Genomic DNA, 14,049 nt, shown 5'->3' with positions numbered 1-14,049 from the left:
GGCTGAAATCGGCCGTGAAAGCATAGGTTCCCGCCATCCTGGTGACGACGACGGGCGCTGTCGCCTGCACCTGAGCGGGAAAGCGGGGCAGGATGCGCAAGCGCATGGCGGGTCGTGGCATTAGCGAAAGCCTCCCTCGAGCACGGGCAGTTCAGCGATGACGGGCTCCGCAACAAAGCCCGTGGCGCTGTCGGTGAAGCGGATATTGACGGTGTAGGAGCCGGCGCTAAGGCCGCGCATCGATGCGGCCGGGAATGCGAACTCGAAACCGGTCGGGGTCAACGTCAGCGCCCCGTCCGCGGTCGAGCCATGGAGGCGCCGGGCGCCATCCTGGTCGCGCAGCTCCAATTCGATCAGACAGGTTGCGAGCGGCCAACTGGTGCCGGTGTCGGCGTCGGTGACGGAGATCGCTTCCGCCCAATCGGCGGCGTTGGAAGCGGGTTCGAAGGAGCCAAAATGGTTCATCGCCCTGCCCTCACAGCTTCAAATGCCAGGTGACGAGCCCGAAGCCCGGCATGCCGTTGAAGGCCGTGCCCGACCCAAGCGCGTTGCCCGTGAAAGTCAAAGGAGAGCTGAACGATACCGGGATGCTCGTTGCGACGGGGTTTTTCGCCGCAGCGTCGCCAGCACCACCCGGCGTGATTGCGACGGAGCCAATGCCCGTGAGCGCCGTAATATTGTTGAGTGCCCCCGTCACGGAGCCAGTGGGGGCCACTGCCGGCAGGTTCGCCTGAGCGAGGGTATTGGTCGCCCGGCCACCATACGACCCTGAAGTGGACGAATTCCCCTGATCGAACGTTGCGCCCGTCAGTCGGTTCGCCGCCGAGTTGCCCATCGTGTCGAGTCCGAAAGGAGCGCGCCCGCGCCAGTCAGGTAGGCCTAGCGTCTTGCCCGCGGCATAGTCGACTGCGCCGCTCACACCGCGCCCGCCAGCGACCGGACAGACCGTGTGGTCCAGCCGGCTCCACAGCCAGATGAAGAGCGCTTCGGTATCGGCATTCGCGCGCTCGGTGGCGCCCGAGGACGCGTTGCCGATGGTCAGCGCATTCAGCCGGACGAAGCCCACGATCTGCCCGGGCTCGAACGACCATTTCGGGTCGCCGGTCCTGAAGCGCTCGCTGTCGGGCACCGTGCCGCCGCCGCCGGACGAGGCCGGCGCCGGGTTGGCGATGCCGTCATCGTTCCAGAGCAGCACGCCGGCCGCGGAGCGCACCTCCTCCTTGTAGTTCCGATAGGGCAGATAGACGCGCGGCCAGCGGCCATGGGCATCCGAGGCGATGAAATCGGGCGAGGCCGGCAGCGGCACCGAGAGCGCATCATCGGCATAGGCGATCAGCGGCGTGGTCGTGCCCGCGAGGAAGAAGCGCAGTTGCGCGCCGGCCACCGCATTGCCGTTGAGATCGAGCACCGTCTGTCGCGACAGGGGCCAGGAAAAGGCTGGCATGGGGGCATGTCTCCAAAAGAAAGACCGCTCCGGTGAGGAGCGGCCTGGGGTGGTGGGCACTGGGTTGCTACGCTTGGAGCGCAGCGCCTTCTTGACGAAACTACGCTCACAGCGTAGTCTTCAGATGTGGAATTCGAGTGGGACGAAGCAAAATCAGATGCGAACCCCGCAAAGCGCGGGTTCGGCTTCGATTTCGCCTCCCTCGTCTTCGAAGGGCCTACCCTCGAATCCGCGGACGATCGGACGGACCATGGCGAGGCTCGCAGCAGGGCCATTGGCGAGGCCGACGGCTTTATCCTTGCGATCGTCTACACCGACAGGGACACGAGCCGCCGGATCGTTTCGGCCCGCATGGCCAACACGAAGGAGCGCGCAGCATGGCAATGGTTCGTAAAACCCTAGAGCAGATCAAGGCTGACCGCCCGAAGGTCGACCGCGCGAAGATGATCGCCACGACCGAGCGCGAGATCCGCCGGGACGCGCGCGAAGATGGCGACGACCCGGATGGTGGTGTGACCGGGCTCTCGCTTGTCCTTCCTCCACAGGCTGTCCGCAGCAAACTCGGCATGACACAGGAGCAGTTCGCGAAGGCGCTCCACATTCCTCTCCCGACGCTTCGGAACTGGGAACAGGGACGCACATTGCCCGACCCCGCCGCGCGCGCGCTTCTCACCATCGTCGCCAGGGAACCCGAAGCGGCATTGCGGGCTCTGCAAGCCGCCTGATGCTTTGGCGCGCTGACCGCTCCAGGACCAGGAAAGTCAGCAGGGCACGGCATGATCAGCCAGTTTTGGCAGCGAAGGCCATGGACATGCCGGAAGCCGGCAGCGGCACCGAGAGCGCATCATCGGCATAGGCGATCAGCGGCGTGGTCGTGCCCGCGAGAAAGAAGCGCAATGCGCGCCGGCCACCGCATTGCCGTTGAGGTCGAGCACCGTCTGTCGCGACAGGGGCCATGAAAGGGCTGGCATGAGGGCATGTCTCCAAGAGAAAGGCCGCTCCGGTGGGAGCGGCTGGCGGCGGTCGGCCGGGCGTGGACTCGTGACTATGCGTCAGGCAGGATCGGCCCGGCTCGGGGGGCTGGACTGATGGACGATCGATTCTACGCGCTGAAGGCCATGGCGATCGGCCTGACCGACGATGGCGCCCAGGCGGAAATCACGCTCGAAATGCACGAAACGGCGCCTGCGCGATTCTACGTGAACCCTGACAGCCTCGGCGTGCTGATCTCGAACCTGCGCTCGCTTGCGGGGGAGAGCACAAGGCGGCTTGTCGCGAGCGGCAAGGCGGAGAACTACAATCTCGCCAATCCAGCTGATGAGGCTGGCGAGGTGATCTCCTCCCAGGTGGCGACGGATGATCAGGGCTTTCTGTCGCTCGCGCTCCAGACAGAGGACGGGGGCCTGGTTCGGGTTCGCCTGGCTTCCGAGGCCGCGCGATCGCTGCAATTCGCCTTGACCGAGCGCCTTCCCGCACTGGCTCCGACCGAAGCTTCAAAACAGGTTCAGTAACCATGCTGCACCGCTGCTGTTGGCTGGCAGGATCAGCCACGGTCCTGGCAGCGAATACCGTGGACGGGCGGCGCTCGATCCGGCAGTTTGCCGCGCGATGACAGAGATCAGACCGCCCAGGATTCTCGAGCACGACCCGCGCGAAAAGCGGCTGGAGCCGATAACGCCTGCGCGGCGGGTGCTGTGCGGCGTGGTGGGCGGCGCCCTGCTGATCGCGGCCGTCTCCATGCTCGGCCTTGCCGTGATAGGCGCGCGCCTCGGCTGGCTTTTCTTCCTGGGTGGGGTGTGGAGCGGTTTCGGCGCTGCCGTGCTTCTCGGCTCAGCGCTGTTCCCGCGCTTCACGCTTGCCCGCAAGCCGGTCGATCCCGGCTGGTAGGCGAGAGCGCATCATCCCCGCATCCGGGCCGGCAACGAGCGCGGCGAGCGTCATGGTGCTCCCGCCGCAAATGGCCAGGATCTCCGCCCGGCTGAACCAGGCTGTGATTTGTCAGCACCTGCCGTGGACACGTGCATGCCCCTGCGGCAGGATCGGGAAAGCTGGGGGAACGAAATGGTTGCTGACATCATCGCCGGAAGGAGCGCGCTCGTCCGCGCCATCGCGACAATGCGCTTCGTGCTGAACAGTGCGCGGGATCGCGCCATGGCCGGTCCCTGCCGATGAACCGCAGCGCGCAGCCTTCGCCCACCGGCAGGACTTCACTCGCCATGACGCCCGCCAGGCCGCGACCTCGGCGCAGGCGGTCATGGGCGCGGCTTGGCTTTGCGCTGGCCGTTCTCGTTGGAATGATGTCGCTGGGTAGCACCGTACTTGGCATCGGCGCCATGTTCGCGCTCGGCACGCTCGACGATGTCGGGGTGGAGTGAGATGCGCACCTGGCTTCTGGCCTTCCGGTGCACCGCAAAGCCCAACCTGAACTGAGATGGCCTCCTGCCGATGAAACTCTCCGCCCTTCGCCGTCTGATCAGCCTCGTCCTTTGCCTTGCCATGATCGGGGGCGGGATCTGGTTGTTCAGTCCGGTCTTCTCGGGAACCTGGCCGCATAAATGGGTCATGCTCGCTGCGGCCGGCCTGATCGGTCTGGGAACCGCCTGGCTCTGGAGCGACTATGCCGAACGGAGAGAAGGCTGACGCCTTTTCCAGCAGCCGCACCGAGCAATCGTGCGCCGGATCTGCGAGTCAGTTCGGGCGCTTGGCGCGAACGTATGAGGATGTGGATTAACGCGGACAGATGGGCGGCGTGACGGCGGTTGCCGTGGACGAAGCAGGGGCCAGGAGGACTGCGTGGTGCTGAAGCTCGACGAACACGATATCCGCGACGGCGAGAGCAGCCGCGATTATGTGCGGCGCATCCCGCTTTGGCGGCAGGCGCTGTTGCTGTTGATTGGCGTCAGCGCGATCATCCTCCCGGTCTTCGGCCTGACGTTCGTGTTCTTAACTGCGCGGCAGATGATCGAGCAGCTGCCGCTTTGGCTGAACCTCACCATCACCGCGAGCTTTCTGGTTCCTTGTGCCGTGGCTTCAATCGTGACGGAGTGGCCCATCCGGTGGCGACCGCCAGACCGGTAGCAAATCTCACGATACTCTCGGCCCTCTGCCGTTCAATGCCCTCGGCAACGAGCGCGCGAAATGGAGACGGGCGCGGTTGTCGCGGTTGGCCTGATCGGGATCGGAATCGCCTGGCTCTGGAGCGACCATGCCGAACCGGGAGAGTGCTAGATGACGCCCTTCCTGAGCAGCTGCGCCGTGCAACGGCGTTCCAGGTCTGCGAATCAACTCGGGCACTTGGCGCGAACGGATGAGGGCGTGGATTAACCCGGACAACCCGCTGACATGGCAGCGTTCGCCGTGCCGAAGCGTGGGGGACAGGAGGACTGGTTGGTGCTGAAGCTCAACGAACACGATATCCGCGGCGAGAGCAGCCGCGATTATGTGCGGCGGATCCCGCTTTGGCGGCAGGCGCTGTGGCTGCTGATATGCGTCGCCATGATCATCATCTCGGTCATCGGCCTGGCGTTCGTGTTCGTGACCGCGCGACAGATGTTCGAGCGGCTCCCGTTCTGGCTGAACGTCCTCATCATCGCAAGTTATTTGGTTCCTCTTGCCGTGGCAGCAATAGTGAAGGAGCTTCGCGACCGCTGGTGACCGCCAAACCGGTCGCAAATCTCACGGTTCTCTCGGCCTTCTGATGGTCAACGCCCTCGGCAACGCGCGCGCAAAATGGCGCTGGCCTTCGGGCGGGCGCCTCCACCGACCTCAGGGCTTGCCAGGGGCGGCGGAGCTCCTCGACCAGGGATCGAAAGTCGGCAAGCCGAATTTCTGCCCTTGAGACTGCCCCCCACCATGGAGTGCAGCGCGAAGCCGGGCGTTGATGGCTGCGCGCTCAGCCAGTGTGAGCGCCTCACCGGCCAGATATTTCTGGACAGGACCAGACCAGAGTGCGCGTCCGAACACAGGGGGGCCGAGGGTCATGATTGCGGCAGTGGCAGGTTCCAGGGCATTCCCAGTCCCGCTGACGATTGCGCCGAGCTGACCGATGGAAATAGCGCCCTGCGCCTTGGCGCTTTTCTCAAGCGGCGTCATGAGTTGGCTACCAGCTCGCGCGAGGCCGTCGAGGGCCCTCTCGCCCACATCAGCTTCCCTTCCCGCTATCACCTTCCACAGAGATTGGGGGGAAATGAGCTCGGTTGTCGCATCTTCGCGCGCCGCCTTGATATCCTTCAAATTGGCATGCTGTCGACGCGCCGCCTGCCACGTCGCAGCATCATCCGGCGATAGCGAACGCAGCATATTGTCGTCGAGTGCGTCGCGCAGCAGGTTCCAACCTTTCGCACGATTTCCACCGACCTGGTCCGCGTTTTTTGCGAACTCCGTGCGCAGGGTCTGGTATTCTCTGCCTGTCATCGTGGTGCTGCCCGCTTTGAGGCGTCCGACGAGACCGCTTATGCTGTCGGGTGGAAGCTCATTTCCGTAGTGCCGCTTAACGCTCCAGAGATCTTTTAGAAAATCTGGGTCCATCTGAAACGTATTCCGCTCAGACAACTCGTCGAACTGCCCTCGGATACGTGCGTCAGCCTTGGAGATATTCTCGCGGCTTGCCCGGCCCGATCCGCCCGCCCGCCGCATGGCAGCGTCGGTAAAAGCCTCGGCCTGCGCTTTCATCGCATTTGACGCTTTGCCCCCAGCGAGCGTAGCGTCACCGAAATTGCTTTCCCAATTTTGAAGAGTCTTGTTTCCAGTCTTCTGGCCGGCGCTGAGCGGAACGCCTTCGCGCGCCAGGATCGAAAGGGCCTCCTGCCGCTCGGGGGAAATCTTGAAGGGGCTGGGGACATGGCGGGCGAGCTCGCCACCCAGCTTCGTGACGGCGGGAGCCGCCACGCCAAGAAGCAGCCCCGTCTGCATCCCGTCGAATGCACCGCGCGCGCCTCCGGCGAGCCCGCCTTCGGCATTGCCAGCGCCGGAGAGTGCGCCATAGCCCGCCCCCTCGAGAGCGCTTGCCCCCAACAGTTTGGGGGTCGACATTCCCGCGCGCACAAGCGTTAGCCCGGTCCGGGCCAGCCCGAGGCCGGTGCCCATTCCACCCGCGATCTCCGCGACCGTGGCGGTGATCGGGTTGGCCTCCTTCCCGGCTTTCTCGCGCTCCCGGAATTCCGTCGCGCCGCGATTATAGCCGTTGCCGAAGCCTTCGCCGGAGGCCCACCCCCTGAGGCCCTGCGTCAGCCCATAACCCTCGTCGCCAAAGCCGAATGTGAGACCCTGAAGGGCACTGAGTGCGGCAGTTTCAAGGACGCCCGGCTTACCGGTCGAATTCGGTACAAGATCGTCAAAAGCGCCCATCAAATGCCCTCCAGCGTGAGGCCGTATTTCTGTTTCATGCGCATCGCGACGTCATCCTTCGAAGCGCCTCTGGCAATGGCTGCCCTGGCCTCCTCCTGGAGCCATATCTCGCGCGGATCCATCATAGGACCGCGTGGGAAATCCCTTGCCCTCAAATTCTCTTGTGCGCGCCGGTATGTGCTCTCGCGCCTCCTCCCCGCCTCATCAGTTCCGCCCGTCCGGCTGTCGTTGAGACTGGAAGCGCCGGGCTGCGCTGGGGCTGGAGCGAGTTGGGCAGGCGGCGCGGTGAATCGGCCGGCTGCAGGCGGTTCGTTGGCGAGGAACCTCTGTCCCGCTTGAGCGGCCTGACCAGACGGCCCCTCGCCCCCGCCCTGCGCGATGATGGTTGCCGCGCCTGGCGCCGGTGTTCCACCGCCCGGCCCGTAGCCATGGGCGAAGAAGCGATGATTGCCGAGGTCGGTACCGGTTCCGTCATCCCAGCGCGGCGCGGGACGACCGAGCGCGGCCTGCGCCTTCGGGGCGTAGAAATGCGTCGCGCCGCCGGTTGGATCGAGCCCCTGCTCGATGACGGGCGCCACCGTGCCGGCGATCTGGTCGAAACGCCGCTGCGGGATCGCCTCCATGCGCGCGCGGGCGTCCGGATCGCCCCAGGGCTCGAACTGCCAGTTGCGCCCGTTACTCTGCTGCGTGATCTGCTCGGGCGTGAGCCCGGCCTGGTTGGCGCGGTTGCGGATGACGGCGGCGACCGCGCGTTGCCCCTCGGGGCTTTCGCGGTCCGCCTCGCCATAGACCGTCCTGACAATGGCATCGCGGTCGGCGTCGGTCGTGACCATGCCGGTTGCGCGCTCGAGGCGCGCCTCATCCTCCGGGGTCAAGGCGACGTGGGCGCCCTGCCTCAGTGCCGGCCCCCGCGCCGTTGCAGCTACACCAGCGTTCGCATCGCCGCCGAGATAGGGGTTCGCCCTGCCCGCCACGCGCTGCGGGGCTTGCCTGACTTTCCCACCGAGGCCGATCACCGTGGCCCCATCGGAAATCGCGCCCAGCGCCATAAGGCCCCGGCCGACCCGGTTGTAGTCGGGATTGTCCGCGGTGAGCCTCCCCAGCAGCTCCTGCTTCTGCGCTTCAAGCTGCTGCTTCTGTTCCTCAAGCTGCTGCTTGCTCGCCGTTTCCTGCAGCTTGCGGCCGGCCTCGAGCCCGCTGGTGAACTGCTCGCCGATTTTGCCCGCGAGCGTGCCGAGCTGCCCGTAATCGGTCTGGCGCTGGCTGATCTGGAGCGGCGTGATCTGAAATGCCATGGCTCAGCCCTTTCCCTTGGGGGAGAACATGTTGGTGAAGAAGCCGCCGGCGCCGAAGCCGCCGCCCATCGCCGTGCCGGCCAGCCCGGCAATGCTGCCGAGCGCTCCCAGCATCATCTGCTGGTTCGCCGCCTTGGCCTGGTCGCCGGCCTTGAACGCGTCGGTGCCGAGCCCGACGATGCTCTTCGTCGTGTTGTCCATGATGGAGCCGCGATTGCCGTAATGGTCGCTCGCGGCGGCGCCCTGCTGGCCGTACACCCCGGCCTGGCCGCCAAGCCCCTGCTGATACATGTTGAGATAGGGCTGCAGCGCCTGGCGCTCGGCGCCGAGCGTGTTGCTGGCGAGCCCGCTGGCGAAGGACATCGCGTCGGTATCGGTGTTGCCCGAGTTCAGCATGCCCTGCGCTGCACGCGTGCGCTGCAGCGCCTGCAGGCCCTGATTCATGTTGAACTGGTAGCCGCCAGAACCCTCCAGAGCCTTCTGGATGTCCGCACCGCTGCCCAGCGTCAGGGCGTTGTAGCGGTCGAGGCCCTGCTGCCCCTGCCCGGTCATGCCGGAGTAGAGATCGCCCGCCTGCCCGAGATAGCCGTTTGCGGCGCCGTAGCCCTTGTCCAACTCGCCAAGGACGCGTCCCTGGCTGTCGTTGAGCATGTCGGCGCCCCACATCGCGGCGTTTCTGGCGCCCTTCGCTGAAGCCATGGCGATTTCTCCTCAGTTCAGCAGAACGCTTTTCAGCGTCCCGCCATCGTTGACGTAAAGGCGCACGGTGCCGGCGCCGGTGTTCTTCCAGATGCGGATGTCGCCGGACGGGATGTCGGCTGCGCCGGGCGCGCCCGGGCTCGTCGTCAGGCTGGTCGCCGCGATGCGGTCGTTCAGCGCCGCCAAGAGCGCGGCGAGGAAAATGAAATAGAGCGGGTTCAGCACGGCCGTGCCGGGCTGCAGCACGGGCGTGTCGGAGCCCGGCAGCCCTTTCGTCGCTTGCGTCATCAGCTTGATCCCGGCTGGACGGAAAGCTCGCCGCCAAACAGCGAGAAGGCGACCGGGTCCGAAATCTCGACGGCGATCTGGATGCCCTTGGCGCTCGCCATGCCGAGCCGGTTGACCGAGACGACGCGGGCATAGTGCCCCTGCCGGCCGATCTCGCGCCGCACGGGGCTGCCGAAGCTGACGCCGCCATCGCGGCTCCAGGCGATCGTGCAATGCGGATTGGTGGCGATCGGGTCCGGCCCGTCGGCCTCGCCCACGCCCGCCATGATGTCGAGCACCAGCCGCGAGGGAAAGGCCTGGACGGGAAAGCCACTCATCGTCGCCGAGACGACGCGCGTCACCAGCGGGTCGCCGAATTCGAGGTGATGATCGGGGTCGATCACCCCGAATTTGCCGGTGTCCGCGTCGCCAACCACCCATTTGCCGAAGCATTTGACGGAAGCCGAGGCGCGCCAGCGGCTGGAGCCATAGCTCGCCCGCTCCACCCATGAGCCCGTCGTCATGTCGCAGCACCAGGTCCAGTCCGGCGCACTCAGGGCCCAGACCGCGTGCCCTTCATGGGCATAGACCATGGCCCGCAGCGTCGACATGTCGTCGAGCCGCTCCAGCGCCTTCTGGACGGAGGGCGTCGAGACCGGCTCGGCGACCAGGCCGTTGATGCGGTAGACGACATTGTCGTTCCCGGCGAAGACGATGGTGTTCGACCATTCGCTCTCGTGGCCGGCGACCGCGTCGGCGCTCGCCAGCCCACGCGGGATGGTTTCCAGCTTCGAGAACGGGAAACCCACCGGATTGCCGTTGTTCTGCCAGGCCTCGATCGTCTGGGGCCCAAGGGCGAACAAATAACGGCCGATCGAGATGACCCTCAGAAGGCCATCGGGCTTGCTCTCGGCGAAGGCCGTGTCGAGCGTGTTGATCGCGGTGTCGTTAAGGCCCGTCGTTCGCATCCGGGCATTGCCGTAGCTGAAGCAGAAATAGCCATCGAACGACGTCACCGAATTCGGCGAGCCGATATCCGCATCGGGATAGGACGAGGCGCCCGTCGTCATGCTGATGACGAAGGCGGTCGAATCCGTGACCGCGACGATATCGGGCGTCGGCGCCTTGTTATTCCGGGCGAAATAGACCGTCTTGGAGCCCGCGAAGGCCCCGATATCGCGGATGATATAGGCGCCGCCCGACCGGGTGAGCGTGTAGAGCCGGTCATCCAGCGCAGCCAACACCACGCCATTGATCTCGATCATGCCGCGGCAATGGGAATGCGCCGTCGTCTCGATGATGGCGCGGATGCCGGCGGCGCCGCTGATCCTGGTGCGGCCATCGCTCAGCGTCTCCACGGAGGCGTTGATCAGCCGGCCGCCGCTTTCGGCAAGCCGGCCTGGTGCCGAGCTGCGGGGGAAAGGAACGGCGACCATCAGCCCAAGATCCGCGTGAAGGAACCGGTGCGGCGCGGGCGGAACAGGGCGTCGAGACGCAAGCCCCGCGACGGGCTGCGGTTGACGCGGCCGATCAGGCGCAGCCTGTCCTCCGCCTCGTCGGCGCCGGCCTTGATCGCGCCGTCGCTGCCGAGGCCGAAGCGCGGCGCAATCCGGCGCGCCAGCACGCAGGCGAGATGGTCAAAGATCTCGTCATCGATCTCCTCGCCGACCGGCTGGAGAATGACATTGCGCGCCAGCAGCTCGGCAAAGGCCGTGTCCATGCGCGCAAGCACGGTCTGGCGATCTTCTGCCGATGGCGGCTCGTTGACGCCGGCGCGCTGGATCTCCTCCAGCACCGCCTGCACCAGCTCATCGCGGCTCTTGCTCATGATCCGAGGCCCTCCATGAAGAAAGGGCGGCTCCGGAGAGCCGCCCCTGTGATTGTCGCTATGCAACAGAGACTTACGCGGTGCCGTTCAGGCGCACTGCGAGGTTCGGCCGCACCGGTGTCACGCCGTAGAGCACGTCGAAACGCCAGGTGCTGATATCGTCGGTGATGCCGTAGCCGGAGACGACGCGCACCGAGATGCCATCCTCGTTGATCCGCGCCTTGAAGGCCGCGCCCTCCGGCATCTCCATCGGAACGACCGCGAGATGGAAGGCGTCCTTGTGGAAGATCATCGGCTGACGATAGCCGGTGCCGCCGGTTCCCACGACCGTGATCGGGGCATTGTCGGCAGGCGCCGCGCTCACCGTCTTGTAGGGGCCGGACGTGATGATCGGCGGCGAGATCGTCAGCGCCGCCGGCCCAGTCGAGGCGCCGGAATCGGCATCGGCCCGGACCACGAACTGGCGCAGGAAGGGCAAGACGTCGCCATCGACCGGATTGACCGCATAGACCCCGGCAATGGTGATGATGTCGCCAGCCTTCAGGATGCCGGTGGTGGAATTGGTCCAGCCATCGGTGTTCAGGGTCTGGGTATAGCTCGCCTTCGAGGCCGCATAGGTCACGGCCTGGCCGGCACCCTGGACCAAGGGCGTGCCGGTCGCGACACCGACCAGATGCGTCTTGACGTTCTGCGACATGTAGACGTCGGAACCGTCCAGCATCGGCAGCCTTGCCTTCTGCAGGGCGTTTCGCGAGACGGCGGTGTCGTAATAGTTGTTGAAGGCGCCCTTCAGCCCGGCATCATCGGCGGGGCTGAGCAGGCCGTAGCGCGCATCCATCGGCACCGCGAGCTCGTTCAGGCGCTCGGTGCCCTTAAGATAGTCCGGATAGGAGGCGATCGTCAGGCCGGGCGTGCCGACATGGTTCGGGACATGGCGATACAAGCCCGCGAGATCGGAATCGATCCGGTTGGCGAAGGCATGCATCAGCGGCTTGATCTTCTCCTCGCCGATGCGCCTTGCCCCCTTCGGGCCGGACAGGAACAGGGTCAGCTCCTTCGAGGTGAAGGACAGGCCCTTGTTCAGCTGGGTGTCGACGACGACATCCATCGTCGCCTCCTCGGCCTCGGCGACCGAGAGCGTCGCGCCCTCGCCCGGGATGAAGTTCTCCGGCCGCTTGACGCGCACCTTGTCGCCCTTCTTCCAGCCGTCGACATCGGAGGCGAACTCGCCCTCGTGGACGCGAGAAACGAGATTGCCGAGCACCAGCGCGTTCTTGAGCTGGTACTGCGCTTCCCGGACGATGATGTCCTGGACCTTCAGATCGTTTGCCATTGCGGCTTTTCCTTATGAATTGCGCCAGCGCTCGTAGTCGCTCATCGACTTGCCGAGGCGGGCTGCGGGGGAAGCACTGCCCCGGACCGCCGAAAGCGGGGGGCCAGCGCGCGTGGCGTTGTTCTTGGGGAGCAGAACCCGGCCCTCGATGCGGCCGATCTCGCGTGCCGCCGCGAGCGGCGACATCGCGTTGATCCGGGCGCAGAGCTTGGGGTTCTGGGCGAGGTTATAGGCGACCAGCGGGGCCTTATCGCCGGCATCCAGGATGAGACGCTTGACCAGGTCGGTGGTCATGAAACTCGGCGAGGTCACGACTGTCTTGAAATCGGGGATCGATTTCGCGACCTCCTCGCACTGCTCGACATAGTCGTCGAGCCTCTCGGAGATGCGCACCTGTTCCGCATGGTGGTGCTGCTCCACGCTTTCCAGCACCTGGCGCGAAACCTGCCGCCTGTCGGCCTCATAGGCGGTCATGGCGCGCTCATAGGCGAACCAGTCCCCGCCATAATCGGCCTCGCGCGGCGGCTCCCCGACCTTGCGGGCGACCGCGGCCTCAAAGCCGGCCTGATCCTGCACGGCTGCAGCAGCCGACCCGGATTTCAGCACGGCAAGCTCGGCTTGCAATCGCTCGTTCTGCCGTCTCAGGCGCTCGGACCGCGATTTTTTGCGCGGCCGGTTCTCTTCGCCGTTCTCTTCGCCGTCCACTTGGCCCTTCTCGCCCTCGTCGTCATCGCCCTCGCCCGCCTCGCCTTCCGGCAGTGCGGCTTCAGTCGATTGCGCCTCGGGCCCCGCCCCTGGACGGGCGGCCTTGTCCCAGGTCTCCGACAGCGCGCCGTCCGCGGCCTCCGGGGCAGCCTGGTTGAAATCCTCGCTCATGGGTTCGCTCATGAAAAAGGCCGCCCGGTGAGGAGCGGCCTGGGTCATCGTGGCGGCCTCCGCATCATGCGAAGACCTGCCCGAAGCTTTGGAAACGGCTGGCCTTGGCCCAGCGGTTCAGGAATGGAAAAAGCCGCCTCGAAGGGCGGCGGATTCAGAGACCTCGCGGGAGACCGGGCTCACCGCCGGTGGCACGCGCCTCGCTGCACGCTATAAGTGCGGAACTGTTCGCCGGCGGGGATTACGAGATGCAGATTGGTTTGGTTCTCTTTCCAAAATTGACGCAGCTCGACCTGACGGGCCCGGCGGAGGTGTTTTTCCGCATGCCCGGGGCCAAGGTTCATCTGCTCTGGAAAACGACGGAGCCGGTCACGTCCGACCGCGGGCTCTCCATTCTGCCGACGCTGCGCTTTGACGATTGCGCCGCGCTCGATCTGATCTGCGTGCCCGGCGGCCCCGGCCAGATCGAGCTGATGAGCGACGACGAGACGCTTGGCTTTCTCAGGCGGATCGCGGCCGGCTGTCAGCTGGTGACCTCCGTCTGCACCGGTTCGCTGGTGCTCGGCGCAGCAGGCCTGCTCGACGGCTACAGGGCGACCTCGCACTGGTCCTCGATCGACCAGCTTGCCTTGCTCGGCGCGATCCCGGTCGCGGAGCGTGTCGTGAAGGATCGCAACCGCATCACCGGCGCGGGCGTCACATCGGGGATCGATTTTGCGCTCACCGTCGTCGCCGATCTCCTGGGAGAGGAGATCGCCCGGGAGATCCAGCTGCAGATGGAATATGATCCAGAGCCTCCCTTCGACGGCGGATCGCCGCGTTCGGCCCCCGCCGCCCTGGTCGAGGCGACACGCCGGAAGATCGCGCCCTTCATCGACCGGCGCCGGCTTGCAACCGAACACGCCGCCGCCCGCCTGCGCGAGAGAGCGGACGGTTCGGTCCGCTGACGATGTCACCGGAA

At 65.8% G+C, this 14,049-nt stretch carries 19 protein-coding genes; 9 read left to right on the top strand and 10 right to left on the bottom strand.

Going from position 1 to position 14,049, the window contains the following annotated elements; genetic code table 11:
• Positions 1–120: 120 nt before the first annotated feature.
• Together AB4099_RS31630 and AB4099_RS31625 are read right to left on the bottom strand one after the other, a co-directional pair.
• Positions 121–465 (bottom strand): hypothetical protein, encoded by a 345-nt coding sequence (locus AB4099_RS31630; protein WP_113517410.1) that lies wholly within the window; start codon positions 463–465, stop codon positions 121–123.
• A gap of 10 nt (positions 466–475) precedes the next feature.
• Positions 476–1,444: a hypothetical protein gene (locus AB4099_RS31625; RefSeq protein WP_441481001.1), complete on the bottom strand. Its 969-nt coding sequence runs from the start codon at positions 1,442–1,444 to the stop codon at positions 476–478.
• 126 nt (positions 1,445–1,570) lie between these two features.
• Here AB4099_RS31625 and AB4099_RS31620 point away from each other — a divergent pair, with 126 nt between their 5' ends.
• The 8 genes from AB4099_RS31620 to AB4099_RS31585 all read left to right on the top strand — a co-directional run bounded on the left by AB4099_RS31620 (position 1,571) and on the right by AB4099_RS31585 (position 5,098).
• Complete coding sequence (locus AB4099_RS31620; RefSeq protein WP_113517408.1) at positions 1,571–1,846, top strand: BrnT family toxin; 276 nt, start codon at positions 1,571–1,573, stop codon at positions 1,844–1,846.
• The gene (locus tag AB4099_RS31615) at positions 1,822–2,169 is read left to right on the top strand and encodes a helix-turn-helix domain-containing protein (protein WP_113517407.1); all 348 of its coding nucleotides are present in this window, start codon (positions 1,822–1,824) and stop codon (positions 2,167–2,169) included. Before AB4099_RS31620 ends, AB4099_RS31615 begins: the two co-directional genes overlap by 25 nt.
• 363 nt (positions 2,170–2,532) lie before the next feature.
• Entirely contained in the window at positions 2,533–2,955 is a 423-nt protein-coding gene (locus AB4099_RS31610) for a hypothetical protein (RefSeq protein WP_441481000.1), read from the top strand.
• A 97-nt stretch (positions 2,956–3,052) separates the two neighbouring features.
• The gene (locus AB4099_RS31605) at positions 3,053–3,331 is read left to right on the top strand and encodes a hypothetical protein (RefSeq protein ID WP_113517405.1); all 279 of its coding nucleotides are present in this window, start codon (positions 3,053–3,055) and stop codon (positions 3,329–3,331) included.
• A 329-nt stretch (positions 3,332–3,660) separates the two neighbouring features.
• Complete coding sequence (locus tag AB4099_RS31600) at positions 3,661–3,819, top strand: hypothetical protein (RefSeq protein ID WP_162768339.1); 159 nt, start codon at positions 3,661–3,663, stop codon at positions 3,817–3,819.
• Positions 3,820–3,889: 70 nt separating this feature from the next.
• On the top strand, positions 3,890–4,084 hold the full coding sequence (locus tag AB4099_RS31595; RefSeq protein ID WP_113517404.1) for a hypothetical protein: 195 nt from the start codon (positions 3,890–3,892) through the stop codon (positions 4,082–4,084).
• Positions 4,085–4,237: 153 nt separating this feature from the next.
• On the top strand, positions 4,238–4,522 hold the full coding sequence (locus tag AB4099_RS31590; RefSeq protein ID WP_113517403.1) for a hypothetical protein: 285 nt from the start codon (positions 4,238–4,240) through the stop codon (positions 4,520–4,522).
• A gap of 264 nt (positions 4,523–4,786) precedes the next feature.
• Positions 4,787–5,098 (top strand): hypothetical protein, encoded by a 312-nt coding sequence (locus AB4099_RS31585; RefSeq protein ID WP_113517402.1) that lies wholly within the window; start codon positions 4,787–4,789, stop codon positions 5,096–5,098.
• Between the two features lie 111 nt (positions 5,099–5,209).
• On the opposite strand, the gene AB4099_RS31580 is transcribed toward AB4099_RS31585, so the two are convergent.
• The 8 genes from AB4099_RS31580 to AB4099_RS31545 all read right to left on the bottom strand — a co-directional run bounded on the left by AB4099_RS31580 (position 5,210) and on the right by AB4099_RS31545 (position 13,088).
• On the bottom strand, positions 5,210–6,790 hold the full coding sequence (locus AB4099_RS31580; RefSeq protein ID WP_113517401.1) for a hypothetical protein: 1,581 nt from the start codon (positions 6,788–6,790) through the stop codon (positions 5,210–5,212).
• A complete protein-coding gene (locus AB4099_RS31575; protein WP_441480999.1) occupies positions 6,790–8,085 on the bottom strand; it encodes a cell wall hydrolase in 1,296 nt (431 codons plus the stop codon). The genes AB4099_RS31580 and AB4099_RS31575 overlap by 1 nt, the downstream gene beginning before the upstream one ends.
• Positions 8,086–8,088: 3 nt before the next feature.
• Complete coding sequence (locus AB4099_RS31570; RefSeq protein WP_441480998.1) at positions 8,089–8,784, bottom strand: hypothetical protein; 696 nt, start codon at positions 8,782–8,784, stop codon at positions 8,089–8,091.
• A gap of 12 nt (positions 8,785–8,796) precedes the next feature.
• Entirely contained in the window at positions 8,797–9,072 is a 276-nt protein-coding gene (locus tag AB4099_RS31565) for a hypothetical protein (RefSeq protein WP_441480997.1), read from the bottom strand.
• The gene (locus tag AB4099_RS31560) at positions 9,072–10,487 is read right to left on the bottom strand and encodes a hypothetical protein (protein ID WP_441480996.1); all 1,416 of its coding nucleotides are present in this window, start codon (positions 10,485–10,487) and stop codon (positions 9,072–9,074) included. Before AB4099_RS31560 ends, AB4099_RS31565 begins: the two co-directional genes overlap by 1 nt.
• On the bottom strand, positions 10,487–10,879 hold the full coding sequence (locus tag AB4099_RS31555; RefSeq protein ID WP_441480995.1) for a hypothetical protein: 393 nt from the start codon (positions 10,877–10,879) through the stop codon (positions 10,487–10,489). Before AB4099_RS31555 ends, AB4099_RS31560 begins: the two co-directional genes overlap by 1 nt.
• A 73-nt stretch (positions 10,880–10,952) precedes the next feature.
• Positions 10,953–12,212 (bottom strand): P22 phage major capsid protein family protein, encoded by a 1,260-nt coding sequence (locus tag AB4099_RS31550; protein ID WP_113517395.1) that lies wholly within the window; start codon positions 12,210–12,212, stop codon positions 10,953–10,955.
• A 12-nt stretch (positions 12,213–12,224) separates the two neighbouring features.
• Complete coding sequence (locus AB4099_RS31545; protein ID WP_441480994.1) at positions 12,225–13,088, bottom strand: hypothetical protein; 864 nt, start codon at positions 13,086–13,088, stop codon at positions 12,225–12,227.
• A gap of 248 nt (positions 13,089–13,336) precedes the next feature.
• Between AB4099_RS31545 and AB4099_RS31540 the strand changes: the two genes are divergently transcribed.
• Positions 13,337–14,035: a DJ-1/PfpI family protein gene (locus AB4099_RS31540; protein ID WP_441480993.1), complete on the top strand. Its 699-nt coding sequence runs from the start codon at positions 13,337–13,339 to the stop codon at positions 14,033–14,035.
• Positions 14,036–14,049 lie beyond the last annotated feature (14 nt).

It is taken from the genome of Allobosea sp. 2KB_26, assembly GCF_052115715.1.
Classification (GTDB): Bacteria; Pseudomonadota; Alphaproteobacteria; order Rhizobiales; family Beijerinckiaceae; genus Allobosea.
Note: the sequence above shows the minus strand (reverse complement) of the source record. Positions and strands in the feature narration are given on the sequence as shown.

Bases quoted from the DNA above. Each gene is read 5' to 3' on its own strand.
- AB4099_RS31540 (WP_441480993.1), top strand. From the start codon at position 13,337: ATGCAGATTGGTTTGGTTCTCTTTCCAAAATTGACGCAGCTCGACCTG.
- AB4099_RS31610 (WP_441481000.1), top strand. From the start codon at position 2,533: ATGGACGATCGATTCTACGCGCTGAAGGCCATGGCGATCGGCCTGACC.
- AB4099_RS31585 (WP_113517402.1), top strand. From the start codon at position 4,787: ATGGCAGCGTTCGCCGTGCCGAAGCGTGGGGGACAGGAGGACTGGTTG.
- AB4099_RS31560 (WP_441480996.1), bottom strand. From the start codon at position 10,487: ATGGTCGCCGTTCCTTTCCCCCGCAGCTCGGCACCAGGCCGGCTTGCC.
- AB4099_RS31580 (WP_113517401.1), bottom strand. From the start codon at position 6,790: ATGGGCGCTTTTGACGATCTTGTACCGAATTCGACCGGTAAGCCGGGC.
- AB4099_RS31570 (WP_441480998.1), bottom strand. From the start codon at position 8,784: ATGGCTTCAGCGAAGGGCGCCAGAAACGCCGCGATGTGGGGCGCCGAC.
- AB4099_RS31565 (WP_441480997.1), bottom strand. From the start codon at position 9,072: ATGACGCAAGCGACGAAAGGGCTGCCGGGCTCCGACACGCCCGTGCTG.
- AB4099_RS31555 (WP_441480995.1), bottom strand. From the start codon at position 10,879: ATGAGCAAGAGCCGCGATGAGCTGGTGCAGGCGGTGCTGGAGGAGATC.
- AB4099_RS31575 (WP_441480999.1), bottom strand. From the start codon at position 8,085: ATGGCATTTCAGATCACGCCGCTCCAGATCAGCCAGCGCCAGACCGAT.
- AB4099_RS31600 (WP_162768339.1), top strand. From the start codon at position 3,661: ATGACGCCCGCCAGGCCGCGACCTCGGCGCAGGCGGTCATGGGCGCGG.
- AB4099_RS31605 (WP_113517405.1), top strand. From the start codon at position 3,053: ATGACAGAGATCAGACCGCCCAGGATTCTCGAGCACGACCCGCGCGAA.
- AB4099_RS31550 (WP_113517395.1), bottom strand. From the start codon at position 12,212: ATGGCAAACGATCTGAAGGTCCAGGACATCATCGTCCGGGAAGCGCAG.
- AB4099_RS31615 (WP_113517407.1), top strand. From the start codon at position 1,822: ATGGCAATGGTTCGTAAAACCCTAGAGCAGATCAAGGCTGACCGCCCG.
- AB4099_RS31595 (WP_113517404.1), top strand. From the start codon at position 3,890: ATGAAACTCTCCGCCCTTCGCCGTCTGATCAGCCTCGTCCTTTGCCTT.
- AB4099_RS31625 (WP_441481001.1), bottom strand. From the start codon at position 1,444: ATGCCAGCCTTTTCCTGGCCCCTGTCGCGACAGACGGTGCTCGATCTC.
- AB4099_RS31630 (WP_113517410.1), bottom strand. From the start codon at position 465: ATGAACCATTTTGGCTCCTTCGAACCCGCTTCCAACGCCGCCGATTGG.
- AB4099_RS31545 (WP_441480994.1), bottom strand. From the start codon at position 13,088: ATGAGCGAGGATTTCAACCAGGCTGCCCCGGAGGCCGCGGACGGCGCG.